Raw genomic sequence first — 14,079 nt, forward strand, 5'->3', positions numbered from 1 at the left:
CACCAGTTTCGTGCCTGAGCTTTTGATCGATTATGGCCCTGGTGGTGGTGGCGGTGGTGGCGGTTCCTTGGTGGGTTGAATAACTGGTTTAGGCGTATTACTTGGTAAAGGTGGATTGGTTGGTTGTTGAGGCCGATCAGTTGGTTGCTCAGCTGGCTTGGGGCAACCATTGCGTGATGGGTCACCAGGCTCACGTGGACAAGCATCAACAGTATCGGGAATCGTATCGCCATCCGTATCAACGACGGCGGGCGGTGCAGTTGGCTCGACCACCGCCGGACATCCATTATTGGGGCCAGCTACATCAGGACAGCCATCAGCATCATCATTAAAGCCATCGCCATCCCGATCACTTGGTGCTGGTGGATTAGTTGGTTGGACTGCTGGTGGATTAGTTGGTTGGACTGCTGGTGGATTGGTTGGCACAGGGCGATTAGTTGCCGCTGGGCGGGTTGTTGCAGGGCGATTGGTCGCTGCAGGCCGAGCAGTTGCAGGTAGATTAGCATTGGTTGGCTGAGCTGGCCCACTGGTCGCTGTGCTTGCCGGGGTTAGTTCGCTGGTCGCGGTTGCTTGATCATTAGCAATCGTGGTTGGCTCGCTCGTCGCAGCGCCTACGGTGAACGTTGGCTGGGCCACCACCGCTAGCACCGTATTGGTTGGCAGGTCTTGGCTGGGCTGAGCCATCAACGTAGCAGTGATGCGATCTGAATCAGTGTTCAATTGCGCATCACGGTTAAGCCACCAACCACCACCAGCACCACCAAGCAATAAAATCAGCAAAAGTGGCCAAAAGCGTTTATAGCTCGGCGTTGGCTGTGGTTGAGGCATTGCCTCAGCGCTTGCTTCAACTGGATAGCTACTATTTGGCTTGTACATACCTGGGCTGGGTTGGCTATCGCGACTTGTTGGCTGTTTTGCTGGCCCAGTAATCGCCCTCGAGCTAATCGTCGATGGCAAAATTTTGGTTTGGGCATTATTGACTGGCGCATAGGGTTGAGCCAAGGCAAGTCGAAATTCTTCAGCCGACGCAAACCGCTCATCGGCATCAATCTCCAACGAACGCATAATCGCCTGATTGACATGATCTGGAATTGATGGGTTGAAGCGTTGGGGGGCAATAATTGGGTCGGGCTTGCGTTTGGCCATCGCCAAGGTTCGCGCCAATGCATCAGCGGTTTTGCCGTCGCCATCGGCTGGGGTACGCCCAGTTAATAAATGATAGAGGGTCGCGCCCAACGAATACAAATCGCTGCGCGGGTCAGTACCTTCTTGATTAATTTGTTCAGGCGGTGCGTAGGTCAAGGTATAGCCATGAACACTATGCATGGCACTTTTCATATTGGTAAAAATTTCAGCCTTGGCTAAGCCAAAATCCAGCAGCTTTAATTCACCGCGTGAAGTAATTTTGATATTAGCAGGCTTAATATCACGATGGACGATCGGCTGACGATAGAAGGTATGCAGGTAGGTCAAGACACTCAACAGTTGATCAGCCCAAGCCAGCACTTGCTCAACCGGCAGCGGGCCGCCTTGGCGTTCGAGCATACTGCTCAAATCCGCGCCATCGATCAAATCCATCACCAAAAATTGGCTATCATTGGTTGTAAAGTGCAAATAAACTTTGGGCAAACTTGGATGTTGTAAGTTGGCCAAAAGACTGGCTTCATGGCCAAAGGCTTTGATCGCATGTTCGCCCTCAAGGTGCAAATGTTTGAGCGCCACCATTTTGCGCAACTTAATATCGTAAGCAGCATAGACGGCTCCCCCGCCGCCATGGCCAATTCGCTCACGAATTTCATAGGTATCATGTAGGATCATGCCATTTGGAAACATAGCCTTCCTCGTCAGGTTCAATCGTTATGCTGGTTGTTGGATAGCATTTTTGCTTCAACCAAATCGATGTTATGCGCCCGATTATACTCTATTTGCCTAGATATTATGGACTGAGAGTGATTGGTCTTGCTATTGAGTTTAAATTATTTGTCGATCTTCGGTGTAGGTGTTGGCGTAAAGCGATCAGTAATTGGACGCGGTGTATTGGTTGGCGGAGGTTGTGGCGTGTTGGTTGGCCGCTCAGTTGGTGGATCTTTGGGTTTCGGGCAGCCATTACGCGAAGGATCACCAGGCTCGCTCGGGCAAACATCACGATCATCAGGAATGGTATCGCCATCGCGATCGGCAATCGCGGTTGGCTCGACCACTGGGCAGCCATTATTCGGCCCAGCCACATCGGGACAGGGATCATTGGCATCAACCACGCCATCACCATCACGATCGGGCACTGCGGTAGGCGCAGGGCAGCCATTATTTGGGCCATTGGTATCTGGGCAGGGATCATTGGCATCAGCCACACCATCGCCATCGCGGTCGGACGGCGGGGGAGGATTGGTCGGCTGAGCCGTTGGTCGTTGGGTCGGTTGGGCCGCTGGTCGCGCGGTAGCAGGCCGCGCCGTGGGCTGGGCTACCACGGCAGTTGGCGGCACTGTGGTAACAGTTGCGCTTGCCTGGACAACAGTTGCTGTGGCTTGAACTAGCGTGATAGTTGGTTGGGCAACACTCTGTCCAGTAGTCACACTAGGCTGTTCAGCAGATTCTGAATTAAGAATAAGAGCAGGTCGTGAATTAGCTTGAGGATCATCTGCTTGAGCACTATTGGGCTGGACTTTAACCCACCACCAACTGCCACCAACTAAACCAATTAACACCACCAGCATCAGCGAACTCCAGCGTTTGAGGCGAGTCGTTGCAGCAGTGGCTTGGGCTGGCAAGCGCAAGGGTTGGCTGATCGCGGCGGCACTGATGCCGACACTCTGACTATTCGTGTGGTTGGTGGTAACCGCTTTAATTGGCGTGGTAATCGCCTTGCTCATCGTGCCAAGCAAGCTCTTCAGCGAGCCGCTGGTTGAGCTTTGGCTCGGTTGCTTGAGCGCTTGGCGAAATTCGGCGGCACTGGCAAAACGCTCTTCCTTTTTAAGCGCCATTGCCCGCATAATCACCTGACTAATTGGCTCAGGAATTGCAGGATTGAGCAGCATTGGCGCAACGATTGGGTCGGGCTTGCTCTGAATTACCGCCGCATCACGGATCAGCGCATCGATGGTTTTGTTGTTGCCATCGGTGGGCGGGCGGCCTGTTAATAAATGATAGAGGGTTGCGCCTAAGGCAAATAAATCGCTGCGTTCGTCGGTGCCTGTTTGGTAAATTTGCTCGGGCGGGGCGTAGGTCTGGGTATAGCCATGGATGCTTTTCAGCACACTATTGACTTGGGTGGACATAGCACTTTTGGCTAAGCCAAAGTCGATCAATTTGAGCTGGCCGCGTGGGGTAATTTTAATATTGGCTGGTTTAATATCGCGATGAATAATCGGCGTAGCATGGGCAGTTTGCAGATAATCAAGTAAATCTAAAAGTTGATCAGCCCAAGCCAAGACCTGTTGTAAGCCAAGTGGCCCGTTTTGAGCCTCTAAACGCTGGCTCAGATCGTCGCCTTCGATATAATCCATCACCAAAAACTGGCCAAGATCGTGCTCAAAATGGTCGAGCACCCGCGGCAAACATGGGTGATCAAGGTTGGCGAGTAGTTGGGCTTCGCGTTTGAAGGCCTTGATCGCTGGCAAACCATCAAGCAAAAGGTGTTTGACCGCAACCCGTTTCTGCAAATTATGGTCAAACGCTTCGTAGACATTGCCGCCACCACCACCACCAACCTGTTGCTGGATTTCATAATTTTGGTTAAGAATCACTCCCTTGGGAATTTTCATGAAGGCACTCTCAACAAAAATAACATAATGGCGCTAGTTTACCATATTTATTTGGCTCGCTGCGCTAGCATCTGGTGTGAGGCAATAAATTTTTAAGAATTAGCTAAGTTGACAGTCATCACGCTTTTGAGTATACTCAGGGAGCTTAACGATGCGGGAATGGCGCAATTGGCAGCGCATCTGTTTCCCAAACAGAAGGTTGCGGGTTCGAACCCCGTTTCCCGCTCCACACCAAAACACTCCATCAAATGGGGTGTTTTTTTGTTGCTTGAAAAACCTTACAGGCCACCACCATAGATCTGCAACCATTGTTTACGCGTCAGATAATCGGGCATCGCCCGGCCTAGATGCTCCCAGAATGGGCGTTGATGATGTGGCTCAAGCATATGCACCAGTCCCCAGAGAACAGAGAGCATAACTCGCCAAAAGTAGCGCTAAGCCTTTAGCTTATTCGTGCTAAAGAACGAGGTATTTTGGCCGAATGCTGCTATGCTAGCACTATCATAGTGTGGTGATTTATTTGGAAGGAATCGACCATGAGCCAATTTGATGATCAAGCTGCGATCACGGTAGCAAATTTACAAGCACGGATCGCCGCTGGTTGGCAAGAACTACAAACGTTTTTGGGTGGTTTAAGCCACACACAACTCACTGGCCCAACCGATGCCGCAGGCTGGACAATCAAAGATCATACGATGCACTTGGCGCTGTGGGAAAACAGCTTACAGGCCTTGCTCAAGGCTGAATCGCGTGCTGCCAGCTTTGGGATTGATGAGGCAGTTTGGCAACAAGGCTACGAGGAAGTTAACAGCATTCTACAACAACGCTACCACGATCTACCACTTGATGAAGTGGTTGCCACCCTCGAAACCAACCACCAAACCCTGCTAGCCCATATCAACCAACTGAACGATAGCGATTTAATGCGGCCTCATCGCGAGTTCCAAACTGGCTCAACCAACGATGATCCGATTATTGGCTGGATTGTGGGTAATACCTTTGAACATTATGCCGAGCATTTGCCATGGATGCAGGCAATTCTCAACAGCTAAGCCAATGATCTATATATTATTAATCCAATGAACCAATAATGATATATTGGAAGGAATGGGCTATGAGCCAATGTGATGATCAAGCTGCTATGACGGTAACAGATATACAAACACGGCATGCTGCTGATTGGCAAGCATTACAAACGTTTTTGCATGGATTAAGCTATGAACAATTAACTGGCCCAACTGATGCCGCAGGCTGGACGATCAAAGATCATGTGATTCATTTGGCGCTATGGGAAAAAACCTTGCAGGCTTTGTTGAATTCAGAATCTCGGCCAGCCAGCATTGCTATCGATGAAGCGGTTTGGAAGCAAGGCTACGAGGAAGTTAACCAGATTCTGTACCAACGCTACCGCGATGTACCGCTCGACGAAGTTTATGCCACCCTCGAAACCACTCGCCAAGCACTTATAGCTCGCATCAATCAATTTAGTGATAGTGATTTGCTGCGCCCGCATCGTGAGTTTCAAGCCAGCTCAAACCTCGATGATCCAATTGTTCGATGGATGGCTTACGAACATTATGCCGAGCATTTACCATGGATGCAGGCAATTCTCGCTCGCTAATTCTAAGCAAGGCCACAAACTAAAAAGCTTGTGGCCTTAGCATGATTTTTAGCCAATAAATTCGGCCATTGCAGCGGTAATCGCCTCAGGTTGCTCTAAAATCGACATATGGCTGGCATCATCAATATAGCGCAATTGAGCGTTGGCAATCAGTTGCTGCATGGCTTCGCTCTTGGCTGGCGGTGTAGACATATCTTCAACGCCAACCACAATCAGGGTTGGCACCGCAATTTGGCTGATCGTGTTGGTCACATCGTCGCGATCAATCACCGGAATGATCGCTTTGTAGAGTGATTCACGGTCGGCGTTGGTCCAGTAGGCATGCCAATAGGCCAGCACTTGGGGGTAGCGCTCGGCCATTTTGGGCGTATAAAACACTGCATCCAAGCCTTCTTGCAAGGGCGGAATCAAGCCATACGCCAAGTAGGCATCGCCCATTTGGCGATAGCCATCGAGCAATTCGGGTGCATCGCCTGCTGATGAATCAATTAACGTGAATGAGAGGAACAGTTCGGGGTGTTTGGGGTAGAGCCGCAGGCCGATCATGCCACCCATCGAAACCCCAACCCAGTGCACTCGCTTGATGCCAAGATCGCTCAATAACTGATAAGCATCCGCGCCAAGCCGATACATTGAATAATCGTCGAGTGTGCCGCCGCCCTCAGTTTGGCCCTGCCCACGCCAATCGATGGCAATACAGCGAAAGCCTTTGGCGGCGAAATATTCCATTTGTGGCTCAAAAATCCGCCAATGATACATCAACCCATGGCCGAAGAAAATCACCTGATCGCCACTTCCTCGCTCCTCGTAGTAGTAACGAACACCGTTGACCAGATGTGAAGCCATAAACACTCCTTGCTCGTTAGATAAAACCTGTTGCTATTGTAGGCTAAGTATCAGCTAATTTTCAATCGATCATCAGGGTAATTTCGGCCACCTTCGCTACAATGAGCACTATCACCCAACCAATTGAGGAGGAACGAACCATGCGACGGATTGCCCAAATCGTCGGGTTGGGGCTATTTTTGGCTGCTTGTGCCACCCAACCTGCGACCCAGCCCACTGCCCAGCCCAGCCCAGCCCTACCTGCTAGCTCATTGCCCGAACGCCCAACCGCAACCCTGGCCGATTATAGCGCCGAACCGACAATTAGCACTGGCTCAGTTATTTTTGATCTGCCTGCTGATGGCAGTATTCACGCCATTAGTTTAGCAGGTCAACCGTATCAATTGGCCAATGCAACCCAGCCAAATGCCTACTTGCCGTGGTCGGCCTCGCCCAATGGCAAGCAACTGGCAATTGTGGTGGTCAACAATAATCATCCCAAAACCGAGCAAATCGATTTGGCTGAGTTATGGGTTGTGGATGTTGATGAGCAGAATCCACGCCGCTTGCTTAATTTGCTGCCAACCACTGCTTCGGATCAAGCACCTGCGTTAGGCCGTAAAAGTGCCTTAATTGAACAAGCTCCAGTTTGGTCGCGCGATGGCAACACGCTGATGCTGGCTTCGGCCCACGAACAACAAGTTGATTTGTATGCAGTTGATGTGGCAACTGGCACCGCCCAGCGTTTGACCAACACGCCAGATCTTGAAGTGAATTTGGAATTATCTGCTGATGGCAGCCATTTAGCGTTTGCTTCGGCCAGCAGTTTTGGCACTGGTGGCGGTTGGGGCAACCCAACGGTGCAAGTTTATCGCTTTGCTGATGCCAGTTTCACGCCAATTACTGCTGACCCCTTAGCAATGGCATCTCAGGTGATTGGCTGGCTTGATCAACAACTGATCACCCAATTTAATAGCCAGCCCGATGGCCGTGCTAGCTTTATCGTGTTTGATGCCAACACTGGCACAATTACGCCGTTAGCCCAAGCTATGGCCTTCGAAGCTGAAATTAAGGCTAATAGCTTGATCTATGTTGATCAGCCACGCGATGGGATTCCCACGATCTATCGCTGGAATGGCAGCGACGAGGTAGCATTGCTCGAAAATCTACAGGCAATTGCCGTTTCATTAAGCCCAAGTGGCCAAGCCATGCTGCTATGCAACCACGATCAGCCGAGCTATGTTCGTAATAGCGTGTTAAGTGCCCTGCCAGCCAATAGCTGCGAGCCGAGCGTGTGGGCAGCTGACGATTGGTTGGCGCTCAACGGCACTGAACAATCCAATGGCTTGATCGTCAACCCAGAAGGCCAAAGCCAAATTTTGCCGCAACAAGCCGTGATGGCGGGCTGGAACGAACAAGTGTTGTACTTTTTTGCCCCGCAAGCGAATGGCTGGCAATTGTTTAAGGCTCAACGGGGCAGCAACCAATTGCAACCTATCGGCCAAGCCTTGAGCAGCCAGCCGCATAATCCACGTTTGATTTTAGCGCCTTAGCCAAAATACTGCTTGCTAAAAGCCCAGCATCGGGCGATAATCGCCATACCTGCTGATAGTTCTCGGCAGGTATGGGCCTGTTTTTTAGCCGATAGCCTATTGCTGATAGCTATCCAAGGTGCGTCTATGGCTATATCTGAAGGTCGCAGCATTGAGATTGATGCCCGTTGGGAAAACCTCGCCGCCCTCACCGATTACACCACCGAGATCGAAACTGAATTTGCCCTAACCAGCGAACAAGCTTTTGTGCTGGGTTTAGTGATCGAAGAAATTGTCACCAATATCATTAAATATAGCTATGCTGAGCAAGGTGGCCCGCTACAATTGCACAGCACGCTCGAAAATGGCGAGCTAGCGATTCGGATTCTTGATCGCGGCCAGCCATTCAACCCCGATGATGCGGATCCGCCCGATCTCTTCGCCAGCATCCACGATCGTCAAGTTGGCGGTTTGGGAGTGTTTTTGGTGCGCGAAATGGCCGATTCGATCACCTACCAGCATGATGATGCCAGTGGCTGGAATACCTTGATCGTCACCAAAAAGGCTTCAACTGAAGCCAGCATTGCTCCCTTGGTCGAGTTTTTAGAGCAATTGCCATTGTTCCACGAAGTTGCTCCGACAACGATTCAAAATTTGGTGCAAAGTGCTGAGCATGTGCGGCTTGCTCCAGGCGAAACATTATTCAGTGAAGGCGATAGCGGCGACGATTGCTATATTGTGATGGCTGGCGATGTTGATGTGATCAAAGCGCTGGCGACCGAAACAATTTTGCTGGAGCGCTGTCGGCCTGGGGCAATTTTGGGCGAAATGGCCTTGATCGATAATAGCCCTCGCGCAGCTAGCGTGCGGGCGCGAACCGCCGCAACCCTGTTACGCATCACCGAGGCCGAATTTGTAACCTTGATGCATGCCAACCCAACCACGGCTATGGCGTTGTTGCGGGGCGGCACAACTCGCCTGCGCCAATCGAATGCGCAGATGTTGGGTGGTCTCGAAAAGAAAAATCTTGAGCTAGCGAGCGCCTACGAGGAACTCAAATCGGCACAGCAAGAACTGTTGCGCCTTGAACGGATTGAGCGCGAATTGGCGATTGCCCGCGATATTCAGCGCTTCTTTTTGCCGCCCAACATTCCTCAACCTGAGGGGTGGCAAATTGTGGCCTTCAACCAAGGCGCGTTAGAGGTTGGTGGCGATTTTTACGATGTGATCAAGCTTGGCGGCAATAAAATTGGCTTGGTGGTGGCCGATGCCTGTGGTAAAGGCGTGCCAGCTGCCCTGTTTGTGGCGCTGACGCGCTCGTTGCTGCATTCTAATGCTCAATCGTTGGCAGCGCGGCCTGAAATTGCGACCGATCCATTGGCCTTGCTAACAGCGGCAATCACCATGACCAATAACTATATTTCGCGTGAACATGGTGCAAGCAATATGTTCACGACCCTGTTTTTTGCCGCGTTTGAGCCGCAAACTGGCGAGTTGGCTTATGTTAATGCTGGCCATAACCCACCGATTATCATCAATCGTACCAACCGTACTTTACGCTATTTAGAAGGCACAGGCTTGCCCTTGGGGATTATGGAAGATCTGCCATACAAGGCCAAGAGCACCATCCTCGCCGCCGATGAATACTTTTTGGGCTTTACCGATGGCGCAACCGAGGCCTTTAATCTGGCAGGCGAGGTGTTTGATGATGCAGCCTTGACCAATGTGCTCAAAAATGGCGATTTCCACGATGCCCAATCATTGCTCGACAGCGTGTGGCGGGCAATCGAGAGCTTTGTTGGCGAAGCTGAACAAGCCGATGATATTACGTTGCTAACAGTTAGTCGTTTAGTCTAATTAAACGGTGCTGTTCGCGGTAATAATCAAGCTGTTGCTCACGATTTGGCTCTGGCGTGAGTTGCGCCAGCGTTGCCAGCAACGTCTTAGTGGCAGACACGATCGATTGGCTTGTCCAAGGCAAACTGGGTTTTTGAATTGGCAGGCCAATCAGATCGGGAATATCATCGAGCAAATCGGGGCTGGTGCGCATGCTCAGGGCAAAAATACAATGCAGCCCATCCAACTGTTCGGCGATGGCTTCGAGCATCGCGCTTTGCTCAAACTCAGCCATCACCACCAAGGTTATTTTTTCGGGGTCGCCAATTTTTTGGATGTAAGGGCGTTGTAATAGCTGGGCAATCGCTTGGGCTAGGGGCTTGCTCTGGCTATCGAAGGCTAAAACTTGGTCGCAGCGCCAAACATGGGCTTCGGCCAAGGCGGCGGCCCGTTGCAAGGTTGTGGCAATTGCCTCAAACGACCAAGCAAACTCAGCGTGAGGCTTGAGATTTAGGCCATCGTCAAGGTTGCTGCCAAGGCAAATCAGGCCATGGGTCGCATACCACGCATCTTTTTCGTTGCTAACGAGGCTAAATTCTTGGTAGCGGCGGGCGATACTGCCCAAATCTTGCAATTGCTCAATTTGCTCATCATCATCGACCAACAGAATGGCGCGACCAAAACTCGCTAAAGCAGCATCATACAATTGCAATTTAATTTGGCAACGCCCGATTAATTCGTGAAATTCCCATTCATCGTTATAAATTGGCCGCACATCGAGCAATTGATCGAGCGCTTGTTGATATAAGCCCTCAGCAAAATCGATATAGGCCAGTTCATAGGTTACAAAGGTATCTAAAGGAAAAAGCTCGACACATAAACGCAAAATCTGGCGAGCCTCGTGATAATGCTTTAACTCGATTAAAACGGTGGCATAATTGGTTAATGCCTCGTAATCTGGCTCGATTGCCACGACCGCATGCCAAGCATCAGCCGCTTTGGCCAATAGCCCGTTGCGCAAATAATATTTAGCCAAGGCCACATGAGCAGCCCGAAGCTGCGGATTTTCTTGTAATGCCTGCCGATACTCTTCTACAGCCTCAGCAATTCGCCCAGCATGTTCAAGTGATAATCCACGTCGATAATGTAATTCTGCTTGTCGGAATTTATCAGCCATAATTTTTTAATTATGAAGGATGAGGGATGAAGGATGAAATTCCTTAATCAATAGCATACACCCTCATCCTTCGTTCCTCATCCTTTATTAAAGTCATTTCACTCGATGTTAAACTCAATCAACTCTTCATCCTTCATCCCTCATCCCTCATCCCTTTACAACAGCCCCACGTCAGAGTTATCGCCGAGCATCAAGCGGTAGGCTTTGGGTTTCATCGGCGAGGTATGCAATTTGACATTGCGGCCAATCAAGCTATCTTCGATCCGATTGGGCAGGCGAATAATTTCGCTATTTTCCAAGACAATCGAGTGCTCAATTTCGCTTTCCTCAATCGTACAATGATGATAGATCGAGGTAAACGGTCCAACGTATGAGTTAACGATCCGCGTATCTTCGCCGATGATCGCTGGCCCGCGAATCACGCTGTTGATCACTTGAGCGCCTTTTTCGATCGTTACTTTGCCAACCAATTGCGAATCGCGATCAACGAAACCTGAGACATGGGGCGTGATTTCTTCGAGCACCAAACGATTGGCATCGAGCATATCGGCGCGTTTGCCGGTATCGATCCACCAGCCTTGGTGAATATGGGCATGAACATGGTAATCGTGCTCGATCAGCCATTGGATGGCATCGGTAATTTCCAACTCGCCCCGCCAAGAAGGCTTGATCGCCTCAACTGCTTCCCAAATATGCTGATCGAACATATAAATGCCGACCAAGGCCAAATCTGAGCGCGGTTGGCGCGGTTTTTCAGTCAGACGTTCGATCGAGCCATCGTGACGCAACTCAGCGACACCATATTGCTGTGGGTTGGCAACTTGCTTGAGCACAATTTGGGCGTTGTAATCGGATGTGGCAAAGCCCGACACCAACGAACTAACTCCGCCCTCGATGCAGTTATCACCCAAAAAGAGCGCAAATTTATCGTCGCCAATAAACGGACGACTAATTTTGACCGCGTGAGCCAAGCCGAGCGGCGCTTCTTGGGGAATATATTCGATTTTTACGCCCCAGCGTGAGCCATTGCCCACGGCGTTGCGCACTTCGGCCCCAGTATCGCCGATCACAATCCCAATTTCATCAATATTGGCATCGCGCAGGGCTTCGATTACCCGAAAAAGCACTGGCTTGTTGGCGACAGGCACTAATTGCTTGGCGCTGGTATAGGTGATTGGGCGCAGGCGGGTGCCTTTACCACCACTCAGAACTAAACCTTTCATGAGCTGTGTCGTCTCCTTGGGCGCTAGGCAGTTGGCGTTGGCATGGCAGTTGCGCTTAATCGCCATGCTACCAGCAATGCGCCAATACTTTGCAAGATAATCGCTAAAATTAAATAACTGGCATGACCATTGGCCACAGCAGCCTCTTGGCCAACAAAAACCCGCTCTAAACGGGCCGCTGCAAACAAACTGAGCACGTAGGTCAAGCCCAGCCAACCAGCAAATGGCCGATACAAGCGCCATTGGCCCAGCAAGCTGCCAATGAAGCTGCCCAATGGGACGGCAACAACCGCCCAAACATAGGGCTTGAGTTGCTCAGGGCTCGGTGCAATTGCCCGTGATTGGTAGGCCATAAACGCCCCAATCGCCCCGATCAATGCACCCAAACCAACCAACCCAATCAATCGAATCCGCGAGTTTGCAATCATGGTGTGGCGGTAACCTCCGCTGTTGGCTCAACGGTTGGGGTAGTGCTCGGCGTGAGCGTCCAAGTTGGCGATGGCGATGGTGTAGGGGTTGGGGTAGGCGGCGGCTGATAGCTGATGCGATAAATTCCATTGCGAGCGTTGGTTGAACGCACGCGGTATTGTAAATCGCCAACATCATTGCTCATCACGATGCCGCGTTGACTGCTACCCTCGGCTGAAGCCACCAGCGTAAACGCCACGGTGGCTTGTTCGCCGCTCAACACCTCGATCACCAACTCGCCGCTGGCAACTTGGGCATTAAAGGTAACATCGAGCACCATCGGCAACGTGCCAATATCCAGCGCTTGCAACACGGCCTCGCCGTTGGTATCGCTGCTGACAAACTCAACATTCTGCGAACCAAGTTCGGCAGTAATGGTGGCTTGCTCGTTGCGCCCAGCCATCAGCAAACAGCCTGTTAGCAATGGCGCTAACAGGCCGATCAGCAACAATTGACGTAATTGTGTCAACGACCAATTAGGCATATGATTCTGGTTTGCTATCAGGATTGAGGGTTTCGGCTTCGGAAACCACCACAACCTTATCGGGATCACGGCTGACGATCTTGAGTACATTATCGCAGTTGACGCAGCCAACTTGCGCCCCAACCCGCATCACTGGGCTGAGCTTGAGGGCTTTTTTACATGCTGGGCAAAGCAATTTTGCCATGTTATTCCTCCTCGAAGAGCGCATTAACGAAGGATTCACCATCGAACAAGGCTAAATCGTTGATCGTTTCGCCAGTGCCGATATACTTAATCGGGCGCTCGATTTCTTGGACAATCGCGAAGGCAATGCCACCTTTGGCTGTGCCATCAAGTTTGGTCAAGGCCAAGTGGGTCACTTGGGCGGCTTGGGTAAAGGCTCGTGCTTGAATCAAGCCATTTTGGCCAGTTGTTGCATCGAGCACCAACAACACCTCATGCGGCGCATATTGCCAGCGCTTCTTGACCACATTGGAGATTTTTTCAAGCTCCTTCATCAAGTTGTGCTTGCTTTGCAAGCGCCCAGCCGTGTCGATAATCAGCACATCGGCTTGTTGATTGTAGGTTGCCTGGGTTGCGTCGTAGGCCACCGCGCCAGGATCGGAGCCTGGTTGTTGGCTAATCATCGGCACGCCAACCCGATCAGCCCAGTGTTGTAATTGATCGATCGCCGCAGCCCGAAAGGTATCGGCGGCAGCAAGGATCACATTTTTGCCCATGGCTTTGTAGCGATTGGCCAATTTGGCAATCAACGTGGTTTTGCCAACCCCGTTGACCCCTACCACCAAAATCACATACGGCTTGGTTGAGCGTTCAGAGTATTGCGGCGTATCCACGTCGAGGCGGTTGACTAGCTCGCTTTTGAGCAACGAACGGGCTTCACTGGCAAACTTAAAGCCCTTCTTCTCGCACTTTTCGCGCACGCGCTCGACAATTTTTAGGGCATTTTCGGCCCCAACATCGCCAGCGATCAACAATTCCTCTAGCTCATCCCAAAGCTCATTGGTGATCGGATCTTCGCTACGAAAAATGGCCGTAATTCGGCCAAAAAAGCCACTACGGGTTTTTTGAACACTTTGTTCAATCTTTTTTTCTTCTTGTTTAATTTCTTGTTCGGAGCGTTCTTCACCACCGAAGAGTCGTCGAAACATA

14 protein-coding genes and 1 tRNA gene are annotated in these 14,079 nt (G+C 50.9%); 5 read left to right on the forward strand and 10 right to left on the reverse strand.

Features of this window, described 5'->3' with window-relative positions; all coding sequences use genetic code 11:
* Nucleotides 1-30: 30 nt before the first annotated feature.
* Together LCH85_23130 and LCH85_23135 are read right to left on the reverse strand one after the other, a co-directional pair.
* The gene (locus tag LCH85_23130; protein ID MCA0354900.1) at nt 31-1,833 is read right to left on the reverse strand and encodes a protein kinase; all 1,803 of its coding nucleotides are present in this window, start codon (nt 1,831-1,833) and stop codon (nt 31-33) included.
* A 143-nt stretch (nt 1,834-1,976) separates the two neighbouring features.
* Nucleotides 1,977-3,761 carry a protein kinase gene (locus LCH85_23135; protein MCA0354901.1) on the reverse strand — a complete coding sequence of 595 codons (1,785 nt, stop codon included), beginning with the start codon at nt 3,759-3,761 and terminating at the stop codon, nt 1,977-1,979.
* A gap of 153 nt (nt 3,762-3,914) precedes the next feature.
* On the opposite strand from LCH85_23135, the gene LCH85_23140 reads away from it, so the two are divergent.
* Nucleotides 3,915-3,990 (forward strand) — tRNA-Gly (locus LCH85_23140).
* Between the two features lie 49 nt (nt 3,991-4,039).
* On the opposite strand, the gene LCH85_23145 is transcribed toward LCH85_23140, so the two are convergent.
* Nucleotides 4,040-4,177 carry a M48 family metallopeptidase gene (locus LCH85_23145; GenBank protein ID MCA0354902.1) on the reverse strand — a complete coding sequence of 46 codons (138 nt, stop codon included), beginning with the start codon at nt 4,175-4,177 and terminating at the stop codon, nt 4,040-4,042.
* 120 nt (nt 4,178-4,297) lie between these two features.
* Between LCH85_23145 and LCH85_23150 the strand changes: the two genes are divergently transcribed.
* Complete coding sequence (locus tag LCH85_23150) at nt 4,298-4,813, forward strand: ClbS/DfsB family four-helix bundle protein (GenBank protein MCA0354903.1); 516 nt, start codon at nt 4,298-4,300, stop codon at nt 4,811-4,813.
* Between the two features lie 62 nt (nt 4,814-4,875).
* Nucleotides 4,876-5,382 carry a ClbS/DfsB family four-helix bundle protein gene (locus LCH85_23155; GenBank protein MCA0354904.1) on the forward strand — a complete coding sequence of 169 codons (507 nt, stop codon included), beginning with the start codon at nt 4,876-4,878 and terminating at the stop codon, nt 5,380-5,382.
* A gap of 48 nt (nt 5,383-5,430) precedes the next feature.
* Here the strand turns inward: LCH85_23155 and LCH85_23160 are convergent, their stop codons facing one another.
* Entirely contained in the window at nt 5,431-6,228 is a 798-nt protein-coding gene (locus tag LCH85_23160; protein MCA0354905.1) for an alpha/beta hydrolase, read from the reverse strand.
* A gap of 140 nt (nt 6,229-6,368) precedes the next feature.
* Between LCH85_23160 and LCH85_23165 the strand changes: the two genes are divergently transcribed.
* Together LCH85_23165 and LCH85_23170 are read left to right on the forward strand one after the other, a co-directional pair.
* The gene (locus tag LCH85_23165; GenBank protein MCA0354906.1) at nt 6,369-7,760 is read left to right on the forward strand and encodes a hypothetical protein; all 1,392 of its coding nucleotides are present in this window, start codon (nt 6,369-6,371) and stop codon (nt 7,758-7,760) included.
* 126 nt (nt 7,761-7,886) lie between these two features.
* Nucleotides 7,887-9,596 (forward strand): SpoIIE family protein phosphatase, encoded by a 1,710-nt coding sequence (locus LCH85_23170; GenBank protein MCA0354907.1) that lies wholly within the window; start codon nt 7,887-7,889, stop codon nt 9,594-9,596.
* Here LCH85_23170 and LCH85_23175 read toward each other — a convergent pair.
* From LCH85_23175 to ftsY, 6 genes are all read right to left on the reverse strand, one after another.
* Complete coding sequence (locus tag LCH85_23175) at nt 9,580-10,752, reverse strand: tetratricopeptide repeat protein (protein ID MCA0354908.1); 1,173 nt, start codon at nt 10,750-10,752, stop codon at nt 9,580-9,582. The two genes, LCH85_23170 and LCH85_23175, sit on opposite strands and share 17 nt — an antisense overlap.
* Nucleotides 10,753-10,907: 155 nt before the next feature.
* Complete coding sequence (locus LCH85_23180) at nt 10,908-11,975, reverse strand: glucose-1-phosphate thymidylyltransferase (GenBank protein ID MCA0354909.1); 1,068 nt, start codon at nt 11,973-11,975, stop codon at nt 10,908-10,910.
* 23 nt (nt 11,976-11,998) lie between these two features.
* Complete coding sequence (locus LCH85_23185; GenBank protein ID MCA0354910.1) at nt 11,999-12,403, reverse strand: hypothetical protein; 405 nt, start codon at nt 12,401-12,403, stop codon at nt 11,999-12,001.
* Nucleotides 12,400-12,927, reverse strand: a complete 528-nt coding sequence (locus LCH85_23190; protein ID MCA0354911.1) for a hypothetical protein — start codon at nt 12,925-12,927, stop codon at nt 12,400-12,402. The genes LCH85_23185 and LCH85_23190 overlap by 4 nt, the downstream gene beginning before the upstream one ends.
* A complete protein-coding gene (locus LCH85_23195; protein ID MCA0354912.1) occupies nt 12,920-13,111 on the reverse strand; it encodes a hypothetical protein in 192 nt (63 codons plus the stop codon). Before LCH85_23195 ends, LCH85_23190 begins: the two co-directional genes overlap by 8 nt.
* 1 nt (nt 13,112) lies before the next feature.
* Complete coding sequence (gene ftsY / locus LCH85_23200) at nt 13,113-14,078, reverse strand: signal recognition particle-docking protein FtsY (GenBank protein ID MCA0354913.1); 966 nt, start codon at nt 14,076-14,078, stop codon at nt 13,113-13,115.
* Nucleotide 14,079 lies beyond the last annotated feature (1 nt).

Source organism: Chloroflexota bacterium (assembly GCA_020161265.1).
In the GTDB taxonomy this organism is placed as follows: Bacteria; Chloroflexota; Chloroflexia; order Chloroflexales; family Herpetosiphonaceae; genus Herpetosiphon.